The organism is Cryptosporangium phraense (assembly GCF_006912135.1).
Lineage (GTDB): Bacteria > Actinomycetota > Actinomycetes > Mycobacteriales > Cryptosporangiaceae > Cryptosporangium > Cryptosporangium phraense.
The window spans coordinates 123,223-146,347 of the sequence record NZ_VIRS01000014.1 but is presented as its reverse complement, the minus strand read 5'-3'; the positions used below and the strand labels follow the sequence as shown (position 1 = coordinate 146,347).

The window sequence follows — 23,125 nt, the reverse complement described above, 5'->3', positions numbered from 1 at the left end:
GGACATTCTGTGAACAATCAGTGCGCGTGCTGGTGCGATTCCGGGCGGCAGCGGCAGCAGGCCAGCAGGTGGAAGATCTCGGCCAGTTCACGCAGGTCGGAGATGGGGTGCCGGAACCCGGCCCGGATCCAGCGCTCCTCGTCGTCCACGTCGACGCCCAGCGTCAGGCCGTAGCGGTCGAGGCGGAGCGCCCGGGCGTTGCGGGCGCCGGGAACCACGGTCTCCCGGGCCTGCGCGCACAGCTCGGACAGCAGGTCCTCGTGGTGGTCGGCCAGGTCGGCCAGCAGCTTCTGCTCCTCGGCCCCGAACAGGTCGGGCTCGGCGTCCAGGAAGGCGTCGACGTCGACGTCGACTCGGCGGAGGCCGTCCGGATCGGTGTCCGGAGCGTCGTAGCCGGGCGTGGCCCACTCGATCTCGGCCAGGTCGAGCCGGTAGAGGACGCTGCCCCGGCCGACGTCGAGCAGCTCGCCGACCGGGCTCACCTCGGCGAAGTCCATCGCCGCGCGGTGCGACGAGACGCCGGCCAGGCGCGTCGCCCAGCCGGACATCGTGATCCGGCCGTGCCACGGGCCGCCGGGAACCGGCTGCCGGTCGGCGATCAGCAGCTGGGCGACCGCGTCGCCGTCGGCGGCGACCGGGCGGAGCGCGCGGTCGACCGGGCTGTCTTCGGCCAGGAGCAGGAGGACGCGGCCCATCCGGTCGGTCACGTGGGTCACCGCGAACTCGGTGACGGGCGTGCGCTCGGAGCCGCACTCGGTGCGGACCCGGGCCGGTAGGTGGCCGGCCGCCAGCGTACGAGCGATCTCCGCCGGGGTCGGTTCCATCACGCCTCCAAATTCGGTTAGGCTGGCCTTAGTTAGTGAAGCCTAACCCAGAAGGATTTTCAATGAACAAGTCCCGACCGAAGGTGCGCCTGTCGCGAGCGTTGGGGATTCCGCTGACTCCGAAGAGCGTCCCGTACTTCGAGAAGCGCCCCTACCCGCCGGGTGACCACGGTCGGCGTCGCCGCCAGCAGAGCGACTACTCGCTTCGGCTGCGGGAGAAGCAGCGTCTGCGCTACCAGTACGACATCGGGGAGAAGCAGCTCCGCCGGGTGTTCGACGAGGCCGTGAAGAAGCCCGGCAAGACCGGCGAGGTGTTCGTGTCGCTGCTCGAGCGCCGGCTCGACGCGACCGTGCTGCGCGCGGGCTTCGCGAAGACGATCTACCAGGCCCGGCAATTCGTCACCCATCGTCACATCACGGTGAACGGCCTGCGGGTCGACCGCCCGTCGTACCGGCTGGAGCCGGGCGACGTCGTGGCCGTGCACGAGCGCAGCCGCCAGCTGACGCCGTTCGTGGTCGCGGCCTCGGGCGCGAACGCCGGGGCCGGGCCGTCGGCGCCGTACCTCGACGTGTCGATGAGCTCGCTGACCGCCCGGGTGCTGCGCGACCCGGAGCGCAGCGAGGTCCCGGTGATCTGCAACGAGCAGCTGGTCGTCGAGTTCTACTCGCGCTGACGACACGACAGGGGCCCCCCGGAGACTCCGGGGGGCCGCTGTGCGTCGTGCGTTATCGAAGAACCGGGACGGCGACCGGGTAGCGGTAGCGCTCGCCGCCGGCCGCGGCGAACGTGGCCAGCAACGTGGTGACGCCCCAGGCCAGCACCAGCGGGACGACGAACAGTGCGGCCAGGCCGAACGTCAGGACGCCGAGCAGCAGCATCGGCGCCAGCGCGGCCAGGAACGCCAGCTGGAAGTTCGCCGCCGCGAGAGCCTGCTGGCGCACGTAGGCCGAGCGCGGCCCGACCACCCGGGCGATCGCCAGCGGGCCGGCCGCACTCGAGACGACGCCGGACAGGTGCGCCAGCATCACCCAAGAGCGCTCACTCACCGTAGGCGAGAGAACACGGTGAGCGGTCCGACGCTCCACAGTGACCGGCGCTTTGCTCGGCGCCTTCGCCGGGAGGGGGAACGGCTTCGTCGCCACGACCGGGCGCCGGGCCGGGCGCGGCCGCAGTACCGGCGCGTCCAGCGTCGGTGTCAGCACGCTCATTCGAACCCCTCCTCGACGTTCTCGGGCCGGACGTCTTCCGGCGTGTGCCCATCGTGCTCGCGGACGGTGCCCGAGTGCGTCAGGGATTTCACTGGTTCTGGCCCTGGCCAAGTACCCAGCCCGAACCCGGGGACTCCCCCGAGGGCTGTGAACTCCTGCACCAGTTTCAACCGCAGACGGTAACGAACGATGTCACGCCGGCGACACCGATTTCATGGCGAAGAACACACCGCGCACCGCGCCTACCAGGCAACTCTCCGTAGGCGGTCCAATGGCGAGTCGTGAACCCGACGATTACCCGAGGGAGTGGGCGCCCTTGCCCACGATCGCCCCCACGATGTCGGCCAGCACGGTCAGCCGGGTCAGCTCGACGTCGTGGAACGGCGGGGCCTGCCGCCGGGCGACGACCAGCACGGTCGACGTGCCGTCGAACGGCGTCGCGGCCAGGTGCGGGCCGCCGGGGATGCTGAGGATCCGCGGACGCAGCGGAGCCAGCTCGGGCAGCATCAGGTCGTCCGGCGCCTGCCAACTCGTCGTGATCACCCGGGGCTCGGGGTCGGTCTCGACGAGCGCGGCCCACTCGGCGCTGAACAGCGCGGGTGCGGCGTCGACCAGCGTGGCCAGCCCGCGGGACGGGTTCGTCGCCACCTGGGCCAGGACGCCGAGGTCGGGGAACGCGCCGGGCGGCTCGACGGTCTCCCAGATGCCCTCGAGCCGGACGCCCGGCGCGGCTTCCAGCCCGGCCGTGACCCGCTCGCGCACCGCCGGGTTGGCCACCGCGACCGTGAACTCGTCGAGCGCGCGCCCGGCGACGCTCTCGAGCACGGTCACCTGCAGGATGTCGGCCCCACCCGCACCCAGCGTGCGGGTGACGGCACCGAGCGCGCCGGGCCGGTCCGGCAGCGAGACCCGAACCCGAAGCAGCATCCCAACCCCCTACCTGACCAGCGACGTTCCCCAGCCTGCCACGATTGCGTTACCGGCATGTTGCTGCCCCGGACGGGTGCCGGGGCAGCAGCGCGGGCAGCAACGCGGGTCAGGGCCGCACCCGCCAGCGACGGCCGAGCCAGCTCGGCCACCAGATCACCGGCCCGAGGTCCAGCGCCAGCGCGGGCACCAGCAGCGTCCGGACGACCAGCGTGTCGACCAGGACGCCGACCGCGACCAGCAGCCCCATCGCCAGCATCGCGACCAGCGGCATCCCCAGGAACACCGCGAACGTCCCGGCCAGGACGACGCCGGCGCTGGTGATCACGCCGCCGGTCGTGCGCAGCCCGGTCAGGACGCCCTCGCGATGGCCGCGGGCCGCGACTTCCTCACGCACCCGGGTCATCAGGAACACGTTGTAGTCGACGCCGAGCGACACCAGGAACAGGAAACCGAGCAGCGGTAGCGAGTAGTCGACGGCGTCCACGCCGAACACCGCCTCGAGGATCAGCGACGTACCGCCCAGCGCGGCCAGGTACGAGAGCACGACGGTGCCGATCAGCAGCAGCGGTGCGACCAGCGAGCGGAGCACCGCGACCAGGATCAGCGCGATCGCCACCAGCGCGAGCGGGATCACGACCCACCGGTCCCGGACGGCGGTCTCGCGAGTGTCCAACGTCGACGCGGTACGTCCGCCGACCGAGGCGTCCGCCTGAGGGACGTCGGCCAGAGCGGAGCGGAGGCGTTGCACGGTCCGTTCGGCGGCGGCGCTGTCCGGAGCGTCGGACAAAGTGACCGGAACCAGGACCAGACCGCCGTCGCGCGAACGGACCGGGGCCTGCACCGACGAGACGCCGGGCGTGGACCGTGCGGCCGCCACCACTCGATCGGAGGCGCCGGACGCGGCGACGACCTGGGTCGGCTCGGTCGAGCCGGCCGGGAAGTGCTTCGCGACCAGTTCCTGACCGCGGACCGAATCCGGCGGGGTCCGGTACTGCTGGGCATCGCTCGCGCCGAGCGTCAGCGTGGTCAGGCCGACCATCATCGCGAGCAGGAACACGACGGCCGAGGTCCAGAGCAACCGCGGACGCCGGCCGACCGCGGCCGCGACCGTGCCCCAGCCGGAGTTCTTCGGCTCGCTGCCGACCCGCGGCACCAGCGGCCAGAACACCCAGCGGCCGAACCCGACGAGCAGCGCCGGCAGCAGGGTCAAGATCACCAGTGCGGCGCCGGCCACCCCGACCGCACCGACGGCACCGAGGCTGCGGGTCGAGTTCTGGTCGGCCGCGAGCAGACAGAGCAGTCCGACGACGACCGTGCCCGCCGACGCGAGCACGGCCGGAGCCGTGCGGCGGAGCGCGAGCGCCATCGCCTGGTAGCGGTCGGCGTGCCGGCGCAGCTCCTCGCGGTAGCGGGAGATCAGCAGCAGCGCGTAGTCGGTGCCGGCGCCGAACACGAGCACGGTCAGGATGCCGCCGCTCTGACCGTTGACCGGCAGGTCGGCGTACTTGGCCAGCACGTAGACGACCGCGGTCGCGAGCTGGCTGCCGAACCCGACCGCGATCAGCGGCAGCAACCAGAGCACCGGGCTGCGGTAGGTGAGCAGCAGCAGCACCGTGACGACGCCGACGGTGGCCAGCAGCAGCGTCGAGTCGAGGTCCTGGAAGACCGAGACCTGGTCGTAGAGGTTGCCCGCGGCCCCGGCGACGTGCGCGTCGACGCCCGGTGGAGAGGCCTTCCCGACCTGGTCGCGCATCCGCTCGACCGCGCCCAGCGGGTCGTCGTTGGTGCTGATCGGGACGACGTACATCAGCGCGGCGCCGTCGGCCGACGGGATCGGGCCGTCGATGCCGCCGGTGCCGAGGCGTTCGATCCTCGGACCCTCGGCGGTGATCGCCGCCTTGTCGGCGGCCGTCAGACCACCGTCGCGGGCGAAGACGATCACGGCCGGGAGCAGGTCGCTCTGGCCGAAGCGCTGGAGCGACTCGGCTACCCGGGTCGACTGGGCCTCCCGGGGCAGGAACGCGGTCGGTCCGTTGTCTTCGACGTCGGACACCCGGCCCGCGAACGGGCCGACGCCGATCATGACGACGACCCAGAACAGGACGATTCCCCAGGCGCCCCAGCGGGCGCGGGATCGCTTCTTCGGCAGGTCAGTTCGGCCGACCGCCGGACGGGCATACTTCAGCGGGGAGTTCATGGCTCTCCTTCAGTGGAATGGGAGTTCCGCTGTGCGGTGGGTCGTCGGGTGGCAGCCCGGCGGCCCACTTGTCTTTCCGGTGGGTCAGCCGACCTCGCGCAGGAGCTTCTCGATCGCCGTGAGGCGGGCGCGGACGTCAGTCGTCACTTCGGTGAGCTCGCGTTGGGCAGCCGCGAGCTCATCGATGGCGGTTCGGAAATCGGCCAGCGAGGCGGCATTGTCCTTCTGGACCTCGACCGCGATCTCCTTGCGGATGCCGTGGACCACGGCGACCCGGCCGGTCGCGAAGATCTGCCAGGTCAGCACCGCGGCGAAGAAGATCGCCGCACAGGAGACCGCGGCGGTTTGCCAATCCATCAGCGCGCTCCCTCGTCGGTGGGGCCGGACAGCGATCGGGCGGCGACCGCGATCTGCTGGGGGGTCAGCCGCAGCGCGAACGGCGTCACCTCGATGTACCTCATCGCTTTCCCGTCCTCCGAGATCTCGTGATGACCGGACACCAACCCCGCGGCCTCGAGCCGCTGCAGGTGCATGTGCAGCAGGGGCCTGCTCATGCCCATCTCGCGGGCGAGCCGGCTGACGTAGTTCCGTCCGGCGGCGAGAGTCGCCACGATGCGGAGCCGATGCGGGTTCGCCAGTGCGCTCAGCATCAGCAACAGCTCGTCGCCGGTAGGGTCGGCAGTCTCTTCCATATGTCAGAGAACTCTGACAGGTGTCGACTCGAGCTGTCAATTGCGGGCACGAAAAAGGGAAGACCACCGCGTGCCCTTGCGGGCGAGATCGCTGGTACCGAAGTACCAGCAAAACGGGTGGTCCTCCCCGGACCCATGTTCCCGTACTTCCCCGACTGTTAAACACCGGGCGTTCGTCGGAGTGCGAGGATGGAGGGGCACGCTGCGCTCGGAGGTACGGCTATGGCGGATGACCTGCATCTGCGCCAGCCGAACGAGACAAGGCCTACCGGGCCGGGGGATGAACTCGACTACCGGTTCTCGCTCGCCAACGAGCGGACGTTCCTGGCCTGGATCCGGACCGCGCTGGCCCTGGTCGGTGGTGGCCTGGCCGTGGATCAGCTGCTCCCCGACCTCGGGCGGCCGGTACTGCGGACGTCGATCGCCGCGGTGCTGTTGGTGCTCGGGGCGGCGACCGCGGTGCACTCGGCCTACCGGTGGGTGCGGGTCGAGAAGGAGATGCACTCCGGTCGCGACCTGCCGGGATCGCGGTTCCCGCAGGCGCTGGCCGTGGTGCTCGCGCTCGGCGCGGTCGTCCTGCTGATGGTGGTTCTGCTCGGCGGAGACCGGTGAGGCGACGGGGTCCTGGGTTGGCGGCCGAGCGCACCGCGCTGGCCTGGGTCCGGACGCTGACCGGGCTGGTCGGGGTGAGCCTGCTGGTCTTCCGGGCGGTGTTGCTCCACTGGCCGCCGCCGGCCGCCGTGCTGACGATCGTCGTGGTCGGGATCCACGTGGTGGTCGCGTGCTTCTTCGGCGACCGACGTCGGCGGGCGCTGCGGAAGCCGAGGCCGGGGGCGCCGAACCCGGCGCTTCCGGTGGCGGTGATGGCGGGGTCGTTGATCACCGCGGCGCTCGGCGGAGCGATCCTGCTGCGGTGAGTGGCCTCGCGCGGCCGCAGCCGTGGGCCGCGCGAGGCCCCTCGATAGTGCCAGGGTTACGCCACCGGTACCTCTGCGGTTAATGCGAAATTAGGACGGATCCTTTTGGATCGGGCCAGAACCCGAACCACTTGGAGGCAACTGGTGCGCACCCGTCTCGCCGTCGTCCCGGCCGTCGCGGCGCTCGCCGCGGTCGTGCTGACTGCGACCCCATCGGACGCCCACTCCGCGCGAACCACGTTGATCGGGCGGGCCGGCATCCCGGCCACCGACTACCAGCCCGGCCCGGTCTCGGGCACCGCGCTCGATCCCGCCACCGTGAACGGCGTGACCCCGCCGTTCGACGGCCAGCCGATCCCCGGCTTCTCGGCCGCCATCACCGGTCGTCACCGGGGTCAGTTGCTGGCCATGCCCGACAACGGCTTCGGGGCCAAGACGAACTCCGCCGACTTCCTGCTTCGCGCGTACTACGTCACCCCGCGCTACCGGACCGGGCCGTCGACGTCGTCCGCGCTGGCCCCGGTGTCGATCGACGGGTTCGTCAGCTTCCGCGACCCCGACCACAAGATCCCGTTCCCGATCGTCAACGAGTCGACGAAGGACCGCCTGCTGACCGGCGCCGACTTCGACATCGAGTCGCTGCAGCGGGACGCGGCGGGCAACCTGTGGATCGGCGACGAGTTCGGTCCGTTCCTGGTCGAGGTCGACAAGACCGGCAAGGTGCTGCAGGCGCCGGTGCCGCTGGCCGACGGCACGAAGTCGCCCCAGTCGCCCTACCTGAAGACCGGCGAGACGCCGTCGGTGAACGCGTCGTCCGGCTTCGAGGCGATGGCGATCTCGACGGACGGGCGCACGCTCTACCCGATCCTCGAGGGTGCGAAGGTCGCGGAAACCGACAAGACTCGTCGGACTGTCTACGAGTTCGACATCCGCAAGAACTCCTACACCGGCAAGACCTGGACGATCTCCGTCGACGACCCGGCGTTCAGCGTCGCGGACGCCCAGGTGCTCGACGGCAGGCGGATCGCCTGGCTCGAGCGGGACAACTTCGAGGGCGCCGAGGCCAAGGTCAAGCAGATCAAGGTGGCCGAGCTGGGTAAGCCCGGGCCGGTCGCCTCGAAGACCGTCGCCGACCTGTTGAAGATCGCCGACCCCCGCGGGATCACGACGCCGGCCCGGACCGGCGAGTTCGGGGTCGGGCCGACCTACTCGTTCCCGCTGCAGTCGGTCGAGACGATCCTGCCGCTGGGCGGCGACCGGGTATTTGTCACCAACGACAACAATTTCCCGGGCAACGACGGCCGCATCGCCGGTAAGGCCGACGACATCGAGCTGATCGAGATCGTCGTCCCCGGCCTGCGCAAGCGCTGAGACCCCCTCCGAGGGGGTGCGATACTGCTGTTCACAGCCGCACCCCCTTGGAGGAGCGATGGTTCCGCAGGAGCGCAAGCTGCTCACCGAGATCCCCGGCCCGCGCTCGCAGGAGCTCCTCGAACGCCGGACGTCCGCGGTGGCCCGCGGCGTCAGCGTCATGCTGCCGGTGTTCGTCACGGCCGCCGGCGGCGGCATTCTGGTCGACGTCGACGGAAACCAGTTGATCGACCTGGGGGCCGGTATCGCGGTCACCAACGTGGGCAACGCGAACCCGGCGGTCGCGGCCGCGGTGGCCGCCCAGGCCGAGGCGTTCACCCACACGTGCTTCATGGTCACGCCGTACGAGGGGTACGTCGCGGTCTGCGAGGCGCTCAACCGCCTGACGCCCGGTGACTTCGAGAAGCGGTCGGCGCTGTTCAACTCCGGTGCTGAGGCGGTGGAGAACGCGGTGAAGATCGCCCGCGCGTACACCCGGCGCTCGGCCGTCGTCGTGTTCGACCACGGCTACCACGGCCGGACGAACCTGACGATGGCGCTGACCGCGAAGAACATGCCGTACAAGAACTCGTTCGGGCCGTTCGCGCCCGAGGTGTACCGGCTGCCGACGTCCTACCCGTACCGCGACGAGGCGGCCGGACTCGACGCGTCCGGGCCGGCCGCGGCCGAGCGGGCGCTGAGCATCCTCGACAAGCAGGTCGGGGCCGAGAACGTCGCCGCGCTGATCATCGAGCCGATCCAGGGCGAGGGCGGGTTCGTCGAGCCGGCGCCGGGGTTCCTGGGCGCGCTGGCCGAGTACTGCCGGGCGAACGGCATCGTGTTCGTCGCCGACGAGATCCAGACCGGGTTCGGGCGCACCGGCACGCTGTTCGCCTGCGAGGCCGAGGGGATCGTGCCCGACCTGGTCACGACCGCGAAGGGCATCGCCGGCGGGATGCCGCTGGCCGGCGTCACCGGCCGGGCCGAGATCATGGACGCCGCCCACGTCGGCGGCCTGGGCGGCACGTACGGCGGGAACCCGGTCGCGTGCGCGGCCGCGCTGGCCGCGATCGACACGATCGAGTCCGACGATCTGGCCGGCAAGGCCCGCCGGATCGAGGAGATCGTGCGGCCGGTGCTGGACGGACTCGCCGAGCGGTACGACTGGGTGGGGAACGTGCGCGGACGGGGCGCGATGCTGGCCGTCGAGATCGTGGAACCCGGCATGATGACGCCCGCGCCCCAGCTCACCGGGGCGGTCAACCAGGCGTGCCACCAGCGAGGACTGGTCACGCTCAGCTGCGGCACCTACGGCAACGTGCTGCGCTTCCTGCCGCCCCTGGTGATCGGCGAGGATCTTTTGAAGGAAGCGTTCACGCTGGTGACGGAAGCTTTCGACGAGGTGGCCGCGAATCTCCCCCGAGCCGAGAAAGCCCCCGCCCCGAGTCCCGACACCGATTGACGGCGAATTCCTCAGAGCCGCTTCCCTGCCCGGTCCGGGGCGGTGAGGCCCTCGGCGACGACACGTCGCACGCGGGTCCGGGGCCGCGAACGGCACTGCTGGTCGACCTCACCGGCCTGATGCTGCACGCACTTCGGGGTGCTGCCCCACCCGCGCCCACGTGCCGGCGCGCTGCCGATCGCGGATCGGCCCGGAGGCGCTCTCCCGCCGCCCATACAGATCCCGCCACGACGTGACCTTCCGCCGCGGACGCGGCGACCCCCACCCGGGTTCGCCGACGGCAGCGTCCCCGCGGCCGGCGGGGCTCAGACGGCGGCGGGCTCGTCCACGTCCGAGTTCAGCACAGCTAGAACCGCGTGGCAGATCACGTTCTGTTCGGTGGACGACAAGCGGCGGAGGCCGGCCGGCGGGTCGTGCTCGTCGTGGCCGATCAGGCCGGACATCAACGCCCCCATCGCACACCGACTACGCAGCAACGCCACCGGATCGTCGGACCCGGCCAGCACCCGCAGCAGCGACGCGACCCGGTTCGCCATGCCGAGCCGCTCGAACATCGCGTGCTTCACCGACGGGTCGCTCAGCACCGCGGTGAGGAACTCGCCGCGGTCGTTCATCTGCGTGATCAGCCGCTTGACCAGCTCGGCCCGCGACCACTGCCCGGCCGCGGTCGCCGCGATGATCCGGTCCATGTCGTCGAGGAACGGCCTGATCAGCGCCTCGAGCACCTCTTCCTTCGACGGGAAGTGGTAGTACAGCGCGGCCTTCGTCATGCCCACCCGCACGGCCAGGTCGCGAATGGACGTGCCGGCGAAGCCGCGCTGCTCGAACAGCTCGGTCGCGGCATCGAGGATCCGCTGCCGGGTGCCCTCGGCCGTGCTACCAGCCGTACGCGCCACGTCGCGCTCCTCTCCCCTGCCTGCCCTGAGGCCCTGTCTGCCCTGAGGCTCGGCCTGCCCCAAGGCCCGGCCAGCCCGAAGGCCCGGCCAGCCCCGGAGCCATGCCTGCTACGTGCCCCGGGCTCCAAGAGTACGAACTTCAGCGCCTCGCGGACAGGTCTGTGAAATCCGTGTGACGCCTACGACCCACCGGTTGACACGCCTTCTTAGGCTGCCCCTAGTATTTAATCGACCGACCGATTAATTAGCAGCGGGGTGAGGCAGATGGCTGGGTTAGCGAGGTGGTGCTACCAGCATCGGATCGTGGTGGTGGTCCTCTGGGTCGTGGGCCTGCTCGGGCTCGGCGCCGCGGGAACGGCCGCCGGAAACGCTTACAACGATAGCTTCGCGTTACCAGGTACTGAATCGACGAAGGCCCTGGATCTGCTCCAGAAGGCCTTCCCCGACGCGGCCGGAGAGTCGGACACGATCGTCTGGCACGCGAAGAGCGGCTCGGTCAAGGACGCCGACGTCACCGACCGCATCAACGGGATGCTGAAGGCGGTCTCGAACGCCCCCTCGGTGGCGTCGGTGACCAGCCCGTACACGCCCGAGGGCGCGGCCCAGATCAGCAAGGACGGCACGATCGCCTACGCGACCGTCACGTTCACGGGCCAGCTCGACGACCTGAATCTCGATGACGTCGACAAGGTCATACAAACCGCCGAGAAGGCCCGCACCGACGGTCTCGACGTCGAGCTCGGCGGAAACGCGATCCAGCAGGTCAACCAGGCTCCGCCGGGCAGTTCCGAGGCGTACGGCATCGCGGCCGCGGCGGTGATCCTGCTGATCGCGTTCGGTTCGCTGCTCGCGATGGTGATCCCGCTGATCACCGCGGTGCTCGCGCTGGCCGTCGGCACCTCGTCGATCATCCTGCTCAGCCACGTCATGACGATCGGCACGATCGCGCCGACGGTGGCCGCGCTGATCGGGCTCGGCGTCGGGATCGACTACGCGTTGTTCGTCGTCACCCGGCACCGCAACGGGCTGATGGCCGGGCTGTCGGTCGAGGAGTCCGCGGTCCGGGCGCTGAACACGTCCGGTCGCGCGGTGGTGTTCGCCGGCATCACGGTCTGCATCGCGCTGCTCGGCATGCTCGTGCTCGGCCTGACGTTCCTCACCGGCATCGGCGTCGCCGCGTCCGTCGTGGTGCTGTTCTCGGTGGCCAGCGCCATCACCTTGCTCCCCGCGCTGCTCGGGTTCTTCGGGACGCGGGTGCTCTCCCGCCGCGAGCGCAAGCGCCTGGCCGCCGAGGGCCCGTACGAGGCCCACACCCGCGGCTTCTGGGCCCGCTGGGCCGGGATCGTGCAGCGGCGTCCGCGGATGCTGGCCGGGATCGCGATCCTGCTGATCGCGGTGCTCTCGATCCCGACGCTCTCGCTGCGGCTCGGCTCGTCCGACCAGGGCAACGACCCGGCCGACTCGACCACCCGGAAGGCCTACGACCTGCTCGCCGACGGCTTCGGGCCGGGCTCCAACGGCCCGCTGCAGCTGGTCGCCGAACTGAAGTCGCCCGGCGACACGGCCGCACTCAACGAGCTCGTCCAGCGCGTCCAGGACGAAAAGGGCGTCGCCGCCGTCGTCGCGCTCCCGACGCCCCCCGGCGCCGACCTCGGCATCGTCCAGGTGATCCCGACCACGTCACCCCAGTCCGAGGAGACCAGCAACCTCATCAAGCACCTCCGCGAGGACGTGGTGCCGGACGTCGAGCAGGGCAACACGATCCAGGTCTACGTCGGAGGCTCGACCGCGATCTTCGACGACTTCGCCGACGTGCTCACCGGCAAGCTGCCGCTGTTCCTCGGCGTGATCATCGCGCTCGGCTTCCTGCTCCTGATGGTCGCGTTCCGCAGCCTGCTCGTGCCCCTGACCGCGGCGATCATGAACGTGCTGGCCGCGGCCGCGTCGTTCGGCGTCATCGTGGCGGTGTTCCAGTGGGGCTGGGGCGCGGACGCGCTGAACATCGGCGCGGCCGGGCCGGTCGAGGCGTTCCTGCCGGTGATGATGCTGGCGATCCTGTTCGGCCTGTCGATGGACTACCAGGTGTTCCTGGTCAGCCGGATGCACGAGGAGTGGGTGCACACCGGCGACAACCGCCGGGCGGTGACGGTCGGCCAGGCCAGCACCGGGCGGGTGATCACCGCCGCGGCGACGATCATGATCTTCGTCTTCGGCGCGTTCATCTTCGAGGGCCAGCGGGTGATCGCCGAGTTCGGCATCGGATTGTCGAGCGCCGTCTTCATCGACGCGTTCATCCTGCGGACGCTGCTCGTGCCTGCGCTGATGCACTGGTTCGGAGCCGGCAACTGGTGGATTCCGAAGTGGCTGGACCGCTGGCTGCCGCACCTCACGGTGGAGCCGGCCGACGAGCCGGTCCAGCCGGAGCGTCCCGAGGAGCAGCGCGAACCGGTCCCCGTGGGGTGAATCCCCGGATAAACACCTTGATCTAGGGAACTCGTCGCCGGACGCTGTTAGCGGCGTCCGGCGGCGCGAAGGAGGATGAATGGACACGGTCGTCGCCCTGGTGACCGACCTCCGTAGCCCCGTCCTCTACGCGTTGATCGTCGCGGTCGTGTTCTCCGAGACCGCGATCCTGCTGGGCATGTTCCTGCCCGGCGAGACCGCGGCGATCGTCGCCGGTGTCCTCGCCGGGCAGCACCAGCTCTCCCTGCAACTGGTCGTCCCGCTGCTGGTCCTGGCCGCCTGGGCCGGTGACTCCACCGGTTACCTGCTCGGCCGGCGGTTCGGTCCGGCGCTGCTCGAGGGCCGGCTCCTGCGCCGCCGCCGGGTTCAGATCGACCGCGCCGGCGCTACGCTCCGGCGCCGGGGGTGGCTCGTCGTGGTCGTCAGCCGCTTCCTACCCTTCCTGCGGACGGTGACCCCGGGGGCGGCCGGGGTCTCGCTGATGCCCTATCCGACGTTTCTCGCCGCGAGTTTCGCCGGCTGCCTGTTATGGGGCGTCGGGTGCCCGGTACTGGGCTATTTCGCGGCCGACCAGTACCACCGGGTGGAGGAGGTCATGGGCAACACCGGGATCGTCGTCGTCGCGCTGATCCTGGTCGTCGCCTGGGCCGTCCGCCTCCGTCGCCGCCGCGCGGCGCACCGCGCCACCACCGACGAGGAACCCACGCCTCACGCCGACGACGTCTACGACCCCGGTAGCGTCGGGCCGGTGAGCCCGGCGGGCTCGGTCGGCATCGTCCGCCCCCGGCGGCGGACGGACCCGCGCCGACCCTGACCGCATCTCAGTCGCGCCCGGCGTGACGGCAGGCGGAGAATGAGGAGCGGTCGGGACGGCGGAGGTGCTTTCACAGTGCAAATCGGGCTGCTCGGTGCAGTCGAGGTCACGAAGGGCGACGTCCGCGTCCCGGTCGGTGGCCAGCGGCTGCGTGCCGTCCTGGCCCGTCTCGCCCTCGACGCCGGACGCCTGGTCACGGTCGGCGCGCTCGTCGACGCGGTCTGGGGCGACGATCCGCCGTCCGGGGCCGTCAACGCGCTGCAGTCCCTGGTCAGCCGCCTGCGCCGGACGCTCCCCGAGGGCCTGATCGAGTCGGTCCCGGCCGGTTACCGGGTGGCCCTCCCGCCCGATGCCGTCGACGCCCACCGCTTCGAGCGTCTGGCCGGTGCCGGACGCCGGGCGCTGACCAGCGGCGACCCGCTCGGCGCGGCCACCACGCTGCAGGAGGCGCTGGCGCTCTGGCGCGGCCCGGCACTGGCCGACGTCGGCGACGCGCCGTTCCGCGCGGCCGCGGCCGCCCGCCTGGACAACGCCCGCCTGGCCGCGCTGGAAGACCGGATCGACGCCGACCTCGCGCTCGATCGGCACCCCGACGTCGTCGCCGAGTTGGAGGCGCTGACCGCCGAGCACCCGCTGCGGGAGCGGCCGCACGCGCAGCTCATGCTGGCCCTCAACGGGTCGTCCCAGCAGGCCGAGGCGCTGGCCACCTACGACCGGATCCGGCGACGGCTGGCCGACGAGCTCGGCATGGACCCCGGCCCGGTGCTCTCCGCCGCCCACGCCACGGTGCTCGGCGGCCCGACCTCCCCCAACGGCCACACCCCCCGCAAGGCCCCGCCGAAGCCCCCGGCCCCCGCTCCCGCCCCGGCCCCCGCTTCCCGGAACAACCTGCGGCCGCAGCTGACGAGCTTCGTCGGCCGACGCGACGAGCTGGCCGAAGTCGCCGAGCTACTCGCGGCCGAACGGCTGGTGACGCTGATCGGCCCGGGCGGGGCCGGGAAGACGCGGCTGGCCGAGGAGTCGGGGGCCCGGCTCGCCGACCGCAGCCCCGGCGGCGTCTGGATGGTGGGTCTCGCGCCGGTCGGCGACGGCGGCGAGGTACCGCAGACGATCCTCAACACGCTCGGCCGGCGGCAGGGCAGCATGCTCGACCGGGTCGACTCGCCGCCGCCCCAGGACGTGCTGGTCCTGGTGACGAAGGCGCTGAGCGCGGGCCCGACGCTGCTCGTCCTCGACAACTGCGAGCACCTGATCTCGGCCGTGGCCGAGCTGGCCCACTCGCTGCTGCTCGACTGCCCGGAGCTGCGGATCCTGGCCACCAGCCGGGAGCCGCTCGGCGTCCCGGGTGAGCACCTGCACCCGGTGCCGAGCCTCGCGCTCCCGCCCGACGGCAAGGTGACGCCGGCCCAGGCCGCGCGCTACCCGGCCGTGCAGCTCCTGGTCGACCGGGCCGCGGCGGTGCGTTCCGGGTTCGCGCTCGACCCGAAGAACGTCGACGCGGTCGTCGAGATCTGCCGCCGCCTGGACGGGATGCCGCTCGCGCTCGAGCTGGCCGCCGCCCGGCTCCGCTCGGTGACGCCGGAGCAGCTGGCCGACCGGCTCGGCGACCGGTTCCGGCTGCTCACCGGCGGCAGCCGCACCGCGCTCCCCCGCCACCAGACGCTCCGCGCGGTCGTCGCCTGGAGCTGGGACCTGCTCAACGTCCGGGAGCAGGCGCTCTGGCGGCGGCTCTCGATCTTCCCGGCCGGCGCGACGCTGGAAGCGGCCGAGCAGGTGTGCGCCGACGACGCGGTGCTCCCGGCCGGCGAGGTGCTCGACACGCTCGCCTCGCTGGTCGACAAGTCGCTGGTCGAGACCGTCGACCCGGTCGACGCCTTCGACACCGGGCCACCGCGCTACCGCATGCTCGAGACCGTCCGCGCCTACGGCGCCGAGAGGCTCGAGGACGCGGGCGAGGCCGTCGCCGTCCGGGACGCGCTGCTCGACTACTACGAGGACTTCGTCCAGAAGTCCGAGCCCAAGCTCCGCACGGCCGAGCAGGCCGAGTGGACGGCCCGGCTGACCATCGAGTACGAGAACATCTCGGCCGCGATGCGCTGGGCCATCGACCAGCGCCGGGGCGCGGCCGCGGTCCACATCGCCGCCTCGCTGACCTGGTACCTCGCGCTCCGCGGGGCCCACCAGGAGGTCGCCCGCTGGACCAAGGCGGTGCTGCCGCTGGCCGACGACGTCGACCCGGTCGACCGGGCGATCATCGCCGCGTTCGCCGGGCTGTCGGAGATGGGGATGGGCCAGGACTACGAGGTCGCGCGGGAGCGGGCCAAGCGCACCGCGGCCGAGATCGCCCCGTTCGCCACCGACCCGAACTCGCACCCGGTCCTGGTGCTCGCCGACACGATCCTCGCGTTCCTGGCCGAGGAGAACGAGCGGGTGCCCGCGGCCCTGGTGCGGGCCCGGGCCAGCGACGACCCGTGGATCCGGGCGCTGGCGCTGTTCCTCGAGGCCCAGCTGCGTGAGAACGACGGCAACATCGACCTTGTCGAGCCGTTGCTCGAACAGGCCCGGGCCGAGTTCACGGTGATCGGCGACCGCTGGGGCCGGGGAGCCGCGCTGGGCGCGCTGGCCAGCATCAAGGCGCTGCGCGGCGACCACGCGGGGGCGATCGACGCGCTCGAGGAAGCCAACGTGCTGCTCACGGAGCTGCAGGGGCTCGACGACCAGCCCCGGGTGCTGCTCTGGCTGGCGCTGGAGTGGGCCCGCGTCGGCGACGAGGAGCGGGCCCAGCAGTACGTCGACGAGACCCGGGCGATGTTCGCGCACCTGGGCGACGACGTGCACGTCCGCGGGTTCCTCAGCGCGATCGAGGGCAGCATCCGCCGGCTGTTCGGCGACGTCGAGGCGGCCGCCGAGATCCTGACCGCCGAGCTGGCCCGTTACCGGGCCAACCCCTACGGGCCGCCGCAGATCAAGTCGCTGCTGCTCGCCGACTACTGCTACGTCCTTCTCGACGTCGGCCGGCTGGACGAGGCCCGCGAGAACGCCCACGAGGCGCTGGACGTCGCCGAGGAGTCCCGGGACTCGCCGATCCTCGGTGGCGCGGTGGACTCGGCCGCCGCGGTGGTGCTGGCGCTCGGCGACCCGGGCAGCGCCGCCGTGCTGCTCGGCGCGGCCGCGACGATCCGCGGGCTACCCGACCTCGGCAGCCCGGACGTCGCCCGTACCCGGACGGGGGCCGGCGACGCGCTGGGCGCCGAGCAGTTCGAGGCGCGCTACCGGGAGGGCGAACAGCTGGCCCGGGACGACATCCCCAAGGTGGCCCACCGGCTCCTCACGTCCGCCGGCGATACACCGCCAGCGACAGCGGGATGAACACCGCGCACAGCACCGCGACCGCGAGCAGCGTCCTGGCCGCCGGCGCGGCCACCGGCCCCTGACCCAGCAGCAGCCCGCGGGTGGCCTCGACCACGAACGACACGGGGTTGATCTTCACCCAGGCCTGCAGCCAGCCCGGCATCGTGCTGGTCTCCACGAGCAGGTTGCTGCCGAACGTCAGCGGGAACATCAGCGACGCGCCGATGCCCTGCACGGTCCGCGGGTTCTTCAGCAGCAGCCCGATCAGCGCCATCGGCCACGACAGCCCGAACGCGAACACCAGCACGAGCCCGCAGGCGGCCAGCGTCGAGAGCAGGTCGGTCTGGATGCGGAACCCGATCAGCGCCCCGAAGCCGAGCACGATCGCGACCGACACGACGTACCGGACGACGTCCCCGAGCACCGCGCCGATCAGCGGCGCCGAGCGGGCGATCGGCATCGTCCGGAACCGGTCGAACACGCCCGACTGCCGGTCGGTGGAGAGCCCGGTGCCGATGCCGAGGCTGGCGAACGCGATCGTCTGGACCAGGATCCCCGGCAGCACGAACTGCAGGTAGGTGTGCTGGTCGCCGGCGATCGCCCCGCCGAACAGGTAGACGAACAGCACGACGAAGATGATCGGCTGCAGCGTCAGGTCGAGCAGCTGCTCGGGCGAGTGCTTGATCTTGAGCAGGTTGCGCCAGGTGAGCGTGAGCCCTTGACCGATCGTCCGGAGCGGGCCGATCCGGGGCGGACGCGGCGGCTCGGATCGGTAGACCGCGGGCGCGGCCAGCGTCGCCGTCATGCTGCCTCCTCGGCCGGGTGACCGGTGAGCGTCAGGAACACCTCGTCCAGGCTGGCCCGGCGCAGGCCGAGCTCACCGGGCACGATCCCGGCGTCGTCCAGGCGCCGGACGACGTCGGCGAGCATGGCCGGCTCGACCACCGGGGCGGTGACCAGCGACCGGGCGAGGTCCCGGGCCGGCTCGACCCGGGTGACCGAGGCGACGATCGCCGCGACCTCCTCCAGCCGGCCCGGGTCGACCGGCCGCACCTCGATCGTCTGGTCGCCGACCTGTGCCTTGAGTTCGTCGGGCGTGCCGGTCGCGATGAGCTGCCCGCGGTCGATCACCGCGATCGAGTCGGCCAGCTGGTCGGCCTCGTCGAGGTACTGGGTGGTGAGCAGCACGGTCACCCCGTCGGCGACGAGCCCGCGGATCGTGTCCCAGACCTCGCCCCGGCTGCGCGGGTCGAGGCCGGTGGTCGGCTCGTCGAGGTAGAGGACGTCCGGGTCGCCGACCAGGCTGGCGGCCAGGTCGAGCCGTCGACGCATTCCGCCCGAGTACGTCTTCACCGAGCGGCCGGCCACGTCGGTCAGCGCGAACCGGCTGAGCAGATCGCGCGCGGCCGCCTTGGCGTCCCGGCGCGGGAAGCCGAGCAGCCGGGCCAGCATGACCAGGTTCTCGGTGCCGCTCAGGTCCTCGTCCACCGAGGCGTACTGACCGGTGAGCGCGATCCGCGACCGGACCGCCGCGGGTGAGCGGACGACGTCGAAGCCGCAGACGCGGGCGTAGCCCGCATCGGGCGTGAGGAGGGTCGCCAGGACCCGGACCGCGGTGGTCTTCCCGGCCCCGTTGGGGCCGAGCACGCCGAGGATCGTCCCGGCCGGGACGGACAGGTCGACGCCGTCGAGCGCGGTCGTCGTCCCGAACCGTTTGACGAGGCCTTCGGCCTCGATCGCGATGGACATGACCCCACTGTCGGCGACGGTGCTGTCAGGCTCCGCACATCCGGCTGACAGGCTCAGGTCCCGGCCGGTTCTTCTTTCGATGGGGACGCGGCAGCCGCGGGCGCCGCGGGGCCGGCCGGGGTCTCGGGGTGGGCCTCGGCGGCGCGGGCGAGCCGGGACCGGCGATGACGGACGAACCACGTGCCGACCAGCCCGAGCAGGAACCCGGCCACGCAGGTCCAGATCCACCAGGTGTCGTCATGGCGCTCGAGCCAGCCGCGGGCGACCGTGGCCAGCACCAGCGAGCCGACGCCCCAGAGCACGGTGCCGATCGTGACGACGCTGACCGCATCGACGTCCAACGGCTGCGGCGTCGGACGAGACGGACGGCGAGCCATATCAGCAGCGTAACGCGTGAGAAACGCCGGTCGGACGGCGGCGTCTACGCGCAGGCGGACTGGAGCTTCGCGCCGGCCGTGTTGAGCGCGGTGAGGTCCAGCGTGGCGGGGTTGTTCGGAGGGCCGTCCACGGCGAGCAGGCCGCCGAGATGGTTCAGCGCGTCGGCGATGTCGTAGGAGGCGTCGGCGACGTCACCGTGGGCCTTCTTCGCGAACGCCCGGACCCGGGCCGCGCCGTCCTGGTACGTCTCCGAGGCCACGGCCGGAGTCTCGACCTGGGCCGCGGCCTCGGTCGTGACCGACCGCAGCTCTTCCTTGACCGAGTCGCAGACCGCCTGGTCGTCGTCGTCGCTGCCCAGGCCACCGCAGGCGGACACGGTGGCCAGCGTCACCAAGACCGCCGCCACACCCGCGAAGCGCCGGACCAGTAAAGGCATGGGTGGATCCCTCCGGTTTCGGTCGACCCTGACTGGCGCCGAACGGTAGCAGTGGGGATCCACCCGGTTACCCGGTCGCGGGGAGCTCCGCCGGGCGGGGTCTGGCCGGTTCGGCGACCGGCGCGGTCCCACGACGGCGGGCCCGGGTCCGGGCGAAGGCCAGGAAACCGGCCGCGAGCAGCGTCGCCACCCCACCGATCAGCAGGCCGACGCGGGCGCCGTAGTGCTGCGAGATCGGGCCGACGATCAGCGAGCCGATCGGCGTGCCACCCAGGAACACCAGCATGTACAGCGCCATCACCCGGCCCCGCAGGTGCGCGGGCGTGCCGAGCTGCACCCGGGCGTTCGCCGCGTTGTTGTGGGCGATGAACGCCAGCCCGACGAACAGCAGCACGACACAGGCCAGGCCGAACGTCGGCGTGAACGCGACCGCGCACTCGAGGACCCCGAACGCGGCCGCGCAGCTGAGGACCACGCGGGCCGACGGACGCGTCGTCCGCCGGGCCCCGGCGAGGGCACCGAGCAGCGCGCCGGCCGCGAACGCGGTCGAGAGCAGACCGAACGACGCCGGACCGACGTCGAACTCGACCTTGGCCAGCAGCGGGAGCGTCAGGTTGAAGTTCATGCCGAGCGTGCCGAGGACCGACATCATCGCGATGACCAGCAGCAGGTCCCGGCGGCCGCGGACGAAACGGAGGCCTTCCATGACCCCGCCGCGGGCCCGCGCCACCTGGGTCGCGGTGATCAGTTCGGACGAGCGCATCGCGAGCAGGCCGACCAGCACCGCCACGTAGGTGGCGCCGTTGATCAGGAACGCCGGTCCGACGCCGACCGCGGCGATCACCAGACCACCGACCGCGGGGCCGAGCAGACGGGCCGAGTTGAACGTCGCCGAGTTCAGCGAGACCGCGTTCGGCAGGCGGTCCGGTCCGACCATTTCGGAGATGAACGACTGCCGGACCGGGGTGTCGAACGCGTTGACGGTGCCGAGCAGCAGCGCGAACACGTAGACGTTCCAGAGCTGGGCGCTACCGGTGACGACGAGCGCACCCATGCCCAGCGCGAGCAGCATCGACGCGAGCTGGGTCGCGAGCAGCACCTTGCGCTTGTCGAGCCGGTCGGCCAGCGCGCCGGCCCAGAGCGTCAGCAGGAGCACCGGGGTGAACTGGAGCGCGGTGATCACGCCGAGCGCGGTGCCGGAGTTGTGGGAGAGGTCGAGGACGAGCCAGTCCTGGGCCGTCGTCTGCATCCAGGTGCCGGTCAGCGAGATGATCTGGCCGCCGGCGAACAGGCGGTAGTTACGGACGCGCAGCGACGAGACCATCGTCCGGAGGGCCGGGCTCATGCGCGGGCCAGCCGGTCGAGGATCGTCACCGCGGCGCGCAGGACCTCCCGGTCGGACTCGTCGAGCTCGGCCAGGCGCGCGGCCAGCCAGGCCTCGCGGGCCTGCCGGTCGGCGACGATCAGCGCGTCGCCGGCCGGGGTCGTCGACAGGACGATCTGGCGTCCGTCGGTGGGGTGCGGGGCCCGGCGGATCAGCCCGCGGTCCTCGAGGGCGGCGACCGTGCGGGTGGCGGCCGGGGGTTGAACGCGCTCGATCTCGGCCAATTGCCGGGGGGTCAGGCCGCCCTCGGCCTTCGAGATCGAGAACAGCGCGGAGATCTGGGTCATGGTCAGGCCGTGCGCGGGGCGCTCGGCCCGTAGGCGACGGAAGAAGCGACCGGTCGTGGACCGGACGTCCGCCGCGAGGTCTTCGTAATGGAGCATGCCCGCTCGGGGCCTCCTCAGTTGTGCCGCTCAACTCATTACCTCTGGTAACGATCTCGCGATTCGCGGCATTCCGCCAGTGAGAAACTGTGTGGCGTGCGTCTGTTCGTCGCGGTGTTGCCGCCGCCGGAAGCCGTCGACCATCTGCGCGAGGCGATCGACGGCCTGCACGTGGTGCGCGCGGGGGTGCTCGAACCGCCCGAGCGCTGGCACCTGACGCTGGTGTTCCTGGGCGAGGTGTCGGAGCCGGTGTTCGGCCGGCTCGCGGCCGCGGCCGGGGACGCGCGGAGTGGCCCGCTCGCGCTGGCCGGGGCCGGACGCTTCGGCGAGCGGGTGCTCTGGGCCGGCGTCGCGGGTGACGTGGGAGCGCTGGCCCACAACGCGGAGGTGCTGCGTCGGCATCTCGGGGTCGAGGCCGAGCCGCGTCCGTACCAGCCGCATCTGACGCTGGCCCGGCCGCGGGCGCGGATCACCAGGGACGAGCTCCGCGAGGACGTCGACCGCCTGCGGACCTACCGCGGACCGACCTGGGCCGCCGACCGCTACCACCTGATGAGCAGCACGACCGGGGCCCAGGGGGTCCGCTACGAGTCACTCGACTCGTGGGTGGTTCACCAGGCGTAGGCCTCCGGGGCCGGCTTACCCGGGTTGGGGAACGGGGCCGGGAACAGGTCGTCGAGCGCGGTGAGCGTGCTCTCCTCGAGCGTGAGGTCGAGCGCGCGCAGCGCGCTGTCGAACTGCTCGCCGGTGCGCGGGCCGACGATCGGCGCGGTGACGCCGTCCTGGGCCAGCAGCCAGGCCAGCCCGACCTCGGCCGGGTCGTGCCCGAGGTCGGCGCAGAGCTTCTCGTAGGCCTCGATCGCCGTCCGGTTCTTCTCCAGCCCGGCGGCCGAGCGCCCCGAGTTGCTCCGGGAGCCGGTGCCCTCGCGCTGCTTGCGCAAGGCCCCGGAGAGCAGGCCGCCCTCCAGCGGCGACCACGGGATCACGCCGATGCCGTACTCGCGCGCGGCCGGCAGCACCTCGAGCTCGATCCAGCGGTTCATCAGGTTGTAGTACGACTGCTCGCTGACCAGCCCGAGGAAGTGCCGGGACTTGGCCGCTTCCTGCGCCTGCACGAGGTGCCAGCCGGCGAAGTTGCTCGACCCGACGTAGAGGATCTTGCCCTGCTGACGAAGGACGTCCATCGCCTCCCAGATCTCGTCCCAGGGCGTGTCCCGGTCGACGTGGTGCATCTGGTACAGGTCGATGTAGTCGGTCTGGAGCCGTCGGAGCGACTCGTCGCAGGCGCGCCGGATGTTGAGCGCCGACAGCTTTCCCTGGTTGGGCCACTCGCCCATCGCGCCGTAGAGCTTGGTGGCGAGCACCGTACGTTCGCGCCGGGCCCCGCCGGAGGCGAACCAGTTGCCGATGATCTTCTCGGTGACGCCCTCGCCCTGCTGGCGGCCGTAGACGTTCGCGGTGTCGAAGAAGTTGATCCCGTGGTCATGGGCGGTGTCCATGATCCGGTGGCTGTCCTGTTCAGACGTCTCGGGCCCGAAGTTCATCGTGCCGAGACAGATGCGGCTGACGCGCAGGCCGGACCGACCCAGGCGGACGTACTGCATGCTGACCTCCAGTACCGGATTCGTTGCCTCACCAAACCTTTCACACGGGCGGCGGACCCGCCTTTCCACAACGGCGGTGCCGAACT

The 23,125-nt window shown here is 71.7% G+C and carries 23 protein-coding genes; 9 read left to right on the top strand and 14 right to left on the bottom strand.

What is annotated here, in order from left to right:
* Positions 1–17 precede the first annotated feature (17 nt).
* Positions 18–824, bottom strand: coding sequence for a DUF2470 domain-containing protein (locus tag FL583_RS20610; RefSeq protein ID WP_142706334.1), 807 nt, complete (start codon positions 822–824; stop codon positions 18–20).
* A 62-nt stretch (positions 825–886) separates the two neighbouring features.
* Between FL583_RS20610 and rpsD the strand changes: the two genes are divergently transcribed.
* Positions 887–1,498, top strand: a complete 612-nt coding sequence (gene rpsD / locus FL583_RS20605) for a 30S ribosomal protein S4 (protein ID WP_142706333.1) — start codon at positions 887–889, stop codon at positions 1,496–1,498.
* Between the two features lie 52 nt (positions 1,499–1,550).
* Here rpsD and FL583_RS20600 read toward each other — a convergent pair whose 3' ends face one another.
* From FL583_RS20600 to FL583_RS20580, 5 genes are all read right to left on the bottom strand, one after another.
* Complete coding sequence (locus FL583_RS20600) at positions 1,551–2,033, bottom strand: DUF4870 domain-containing protein (RefSeq protein ID WP_142706332.1); 483 nt, start codon at positions 2,031–2,033, stop codon at positions 1,551–1,553.
* Between the two features lie 294 nt (positions 2,034–2,327).
* Positions 2,328–2,960 (bottom strand): ACT domain-containing protein, encoded by a 633-nt coding sequence (locus FL583_RS20595; protein WP_142706331.1) that lies wholly within the window; start codon positions 2,958–2,960, stop codon positions 2,328–2,330.
* Between the two features lie 109 nt (positions 2,961–3,069).
* Entirely contained in the window at positions 3,070–5,160 is a 2,091-nt protein-coding gene (locus FL583_RS20590; protein ID WP_142706330.1) for an MMPL family transporter, read from the bottom strand.
* Positions 5,161–5,244: 84 nt separating this feature from the next.
* Positions 5,245–5,517, bottom strand: coding sequence for a hypothetical protein (locus FL583_RS20585; RefSeq protein ID WP_142706329.1), 273 nt, complete (start codon positions 5,515–5,517; stop codon positions 5,245–5,247).
* Positions 5,517–5,852 carry an ArsR/SmtB family transcription factor gene (locus FL583_RS20580; protein WP_142706328.1) on the bottom strand — a complete coding sequence of 112 codons (336 nt, stop codon included), beginning with the start codon at positions 5,850–5,852 and terminating at the stop codon, positions 5,517–5,519. The genes FL583_RS20585 and FL583_RS20580 overlap by 1 nt, the downstream gene beginning before the upstream one ends.
* Before the next feature lie 222 nt (positions 5,853–6,074).
* On the opposite strand from FL583_RS20580, the gene FL583_RS20575 reads away from it, so the two are divergent.
* The 4 genes from FL583_RS20575 (at position 6,075) to gabT (ending at position 9,581) form a co-directional block, all read left to right on the top strand.
* A complete protein-coding gene (locus FL583_RS20575) occupies positions 6,075–6,464 on the top strand; it encodes a YidH family protein (protein ID WP_142706327.1) in 390 nt (129 codons plus the stop codon).
* Positions 6,461–6,769: a DUF202 domain-containing protein gene (locus FL583_RS20570; RefSeq protein ID WP_142706326.1), complete on the top strand. Its 309-nt coding sequence runs from the start codon at positions 6,461–6,463 to the stop codon at positions 6,767–6,769. The genes FL583_RS20575 and FL583_RS20570 overlap by 4 nt, the downstream gene beginning before the upstream one ends.
* A 144-nt stretch (positions 6,770–6,913) precedes the next feature.
* Positions 6,914–8,140, top strand: coding sequence for an esterase-like activity of phytase family protein (locus FL583_RS20565; protein ID WP_205752307.1), 1,227 nt, complete (start codon positions 6,914–6,916; stop codon positions 8,138–8,140).
* 58 nt (positions 8,141–8,198) lie between these two features.
* Positions 8,199–9,581, top strand: coding sequence for a 4-aminobutyrate--2-oxoglutarate transaminase (gene gabT, locus FL583_RS20560; RefSeq protein WP_142706324.1), 1,383 nt, complete (start codon positions 8,199–8,201; stop codon positions 9,579–9,581).
* A gap of 305 nt (positions 9,582–9,886) precedes the next feature.
* Here the strand turns inward: gabT and FL583_RS20555 are convergent, their stop codons facing one another.
* On the bottom strand, positions 9,887–10,477 hold the full coding sequence (locus FL583_RS20555; RefSeq protein WP_170323767.1) for a TetR/AcrR family transcriptional regulator: 591 nt from the start codon (positions 10,475–10,477) through the stop codon (positions 9,887–9,889).
* Between the two features lie 264 nt (positions 10,478–10,741).
* Here FL583_RS20555 and FL583_RS20550 point away from each other — a divergent pair, with 264 nt between their 5' ends.
* From FL583_RS20550 to FL583_RS20540, 3 genes are all read left to right on the top strand, one after another.
* Positions 10,742–12,940, top strand: coding sequence for an MMPL family transporter (locus FL583_RS20550; protein ID WP_142706322.1), 2,199 nt, complete (start codon positions 10,742–10,744; stop codon positions 12,938–12,940).
* A gap of 79 nt (positions 12,941–13,019) precedes the next feature.
* A complete protein-coding gene (locus FL583_RS20545; RefSeq protein WP_142706321.1) occupies positions 13,020–13,754 on the top strand; it encodes a DedA family protein in 735 nt (244 codons plus the stop codon).
* A 75-nt stretch (positions 13,755–13,829) separates the two neighbouring features.
* The gene (locus FL583_RS20540) at positions 13,830–17,123 is read left to right on the top strand and encodes an ATP-binding protein (RefSeq protein ID WP_170323766.1); all 3,294 of its coding nucleotides are present in this window, start codon (positions 13,830–13,832) and stop codon (positions 17,121–17,123) included.
* Here the strand turns inward: FL583_RS20540 and FL583_RS20535 are convergent.
* The 6 genes from FL583_RS20535 to FL583_RS20510 all read right to left on the bottom strand — a co-directional run bounded on the left by FL583_RS20535 (position 17,083) and on the right by FL583_RS20510 (position 21,435).
* Positions 17,083–17,910, bottom strand: a complete 828-nt coding sequence (locus tag FL583_RS20535; protein ID WP_142706319.1) for an ABC transporter permease — start codon at positions 17,908–17,910, stop codon at positions 17,083–17,085. The two genes, FL583_RS20540 and FL583_RS20535, sit on opposite strands and share 41 nt — an antisense overlap.
* A complete protein-coding gene (locus tag FL583_RS20530; RefSeq protein ID WP_142706318.1) occupies positions 17,907–18,854 on the bottom strand; it encodes an ATP-binding cassette domain-containing protein in 948 nt (315 codons plus the stop codon). The genes FL583_RS20535 and FL583_RS20530 overlap by 4 nt, the downstream gene beginning before the upstream one ends.
* 53 nt (positions 18,855–18,907) lie before the next feature.
* Positions 18,908–19,231, bottom strand: coding sequence for a DUF2530 domain-containing protein (locus FL583_RS20525; RefSeq protein WP_142706317.1), 324 nt, complete (start codon positions 19,229–19,231; stop codon positions 18,908–18,910).
* A 44-nt stretch (positions 19,232–19,275) separates the two neighbouring features.
* Complete coding sequence (locus FL583_RS20520) at positions 19,276–19,668, bottom strand: hypothetical protein (protein ID WP_142706316.1); 393 nt, start codon at positions 19,666–19,668, stop codon at positions 19,276–19,278.
* Between the two features lie 67 nt (positions 19,669–19,735).
* A complete protein-coding gene (locus tag FL583_RS20515; RefSeq protein WP_142706315.1) occupies positions 19,736–21,013 on the bottom strand; it encodes an MFS transporter in 1,278 nt (425 codons plus the stop codon).
* A complete protein-coding gene (locus FL583_RS20510) occupies positions 21,010–21,435 on the bottom strand; it encodes a MarR family winged helix-turn-helix transcriptional regulator (RefSeq protein WP_142706314.1) in 426 nt (141 codons plus the stop codon). The genes FL583_RS20515 and FL583_RS20510 overlap by 4 nt, the downstream gene beginning before the upstream one ends.
* Before the next feature lie 96 nt (positions 21,436–21,531).
* Here FL583_RS20510 and thpR point away from each other — a divergent pair, with 96 nt between their 5' ends.
* Positions 21,532–22,059 carry an RNA 2',3'-cyclic phosphodiesterase gene (thpR, locus tag FL583_RS20505; protein WP_170323765.1) on the top strand — a complete coding sequence of 176 codons (528 nt, stop codon included), beginning with the start codon at positions 21,532–21,534 and terminating at the stop codon, positions 22,057–22,059.
* On the opposite strand, the gene FL583_RS20500 is transcribed toward thpR, so the two are convergent.
* Positions 22,047–23,039, bottom strand: a complete 993-nt coding sequence (locus FL583_RS20500; RefSeq protein WP_142706312.1) for an aldo/keto reductase — start codon at positions 23,037–23,039, stop codon at positions 22,047–22,049. The genes thpR and FL583_RS20500 overlap by 13 nt on opposite strands.
* Positions 23,040–23,125 lie beyond the last annotated feature (86 nt).

What these genes read in the sequence shown, in the direction of transcription:
- FL583_RS20600 (WP_142706332.1), bottom strand. Translation starts at nt 2,033, where the DNA reads ATGAGCGTGCTGACACCGACGCTGGACGCGCCGGTACTGCGGCCGCGC.
- FL583_RS20585 (WP_142706329.1), bottom strand. Translation starts at nt 5,517, where the DNA reads ATGGATTGGCAAACCGCCGCGGTCTCCTGTGCGGCGATCTTCTTCGCC.
- FL583_RS20610 (WP_142706334.1), bottom strand. Translation starts at nt 824, where the DNA reads ATGGAACCGACCCCGGCGGAGATCGCTCGTACGCTGGCGGCCGGCCAC.
- FL583_RS20515 (WP_142706315.1), bottom strand. Translation starts at nt 21,013, where the DNA reads ATGAGCCCGGCCCTCCGGACGATGGTCTCGTCGCTGCGCGTCCGTAAC.
- FL583_RS20575 (WP_142706327.1), top strand. Translation starts at nt 6,075, where the DNA reads ATGGCGGATGACCTGCATCTGCGCCAGCCGAACGAGACAAGGCCTACC.
- FL583_RS20530 (WP_142706318.1), bottom strand. Translation starts at nt 18,854, where the DNA reads ATGTCCATCGCGATCGAGGCCGAAGGCCTCGTCAAACGGTTCGGGACG.
- FL583_RS20580 (WP_142706328.1), bottom strand. Translation starts at nt 5,852, where the DNA reads ATGGAAGAGACTGCCGACCCTACCGGCGACGAGCTGTTGCTGATGCTG.
- FL583_RS20535 (WP_142706319.1), bottom strand. Translation starts at nt 17,910, where the DNA reads ATGACGGCGACGCTGGCCGCGCCCGCGGTCTACCGATCCGAGCCGCCG.
- FL583_RS20550 (WP_142706322.1), top strand. Translation starts at nt 10,742, where the DNA reads ATGGCTGGGTTAGCGAGGTGGTGCTACCAGCATCGGATCGTGGTGGTG.
- FL583_RS20525 (WP_142706317.1), bottom strand. Translation starts at nt 19,231, where the DNA reads ATGGCTCGCCGTCCGTCTCGTCCGACGCCGCAGCCGTTGGACGTCGAT.
- FL583_RS20500 (WP_142706312.1), bottom strand. Translation starts at nt 23,039, where the DNA reads ATGCAGTACGTCCGCCTGGGTCGGTCCGGCCTGCGCGTCAGCCGCATC.
- FL583_RS20545 (WP_142706321.1), top strand. Translation starts at nt 13,020, where the DNA reads ATGGACACGGTCGTCGCCCTGGTGACCGACCTCCGTAGCCCCGTCCTC.
- gabT (WP_142706324.1), top strand. Translation starts at nt 8,199, where the DNA reads ATGGTTCCGCAGGAGCGCAAGCTGCTCACCGAGATCCCCGGCCCGCGC.
- FL583_RS20590 (WP_142706330.1), bottom strand. Translation starts at nt 5,160, where the DNA reads ATGAACTCCCCGCTGAAGTATGCCCGTCCGGCGGTCGGCCGAACTGAC.
- FL583_RS20595 (WP_142706331.1), bottom strand. Translation starts at nt 2,960, where the DNA reads ATGCTGCTTCGGGTTCGGGTCTCGCTGCCGGACCGGCCCGGCGCGCTC.
- FL583_RS20520 (WP_142706316.1), bottom strand. Translation starts at nt 19,668, where the DNA reads ATGCCTTTACTGGTCCGGCGCTTCGCGGGTGTGGCGGCGGTCTTGGTG.
- rpsD (WP_142706333.1), top strand. Translation starts at nt 887, where the DNA reads ATGAACAAGTCCCGACCGAAGGTGCGCCTGTCGCGAGCGTTGGGGATT.
- FL583_RS20510 (WP_142706314.1), bottom strand. Translation starts at nt 21,435, where the DNA reads ATGCTCCATTACGAAGACCTCGCGGCGGACGTCCGGTCCACGACCGGT.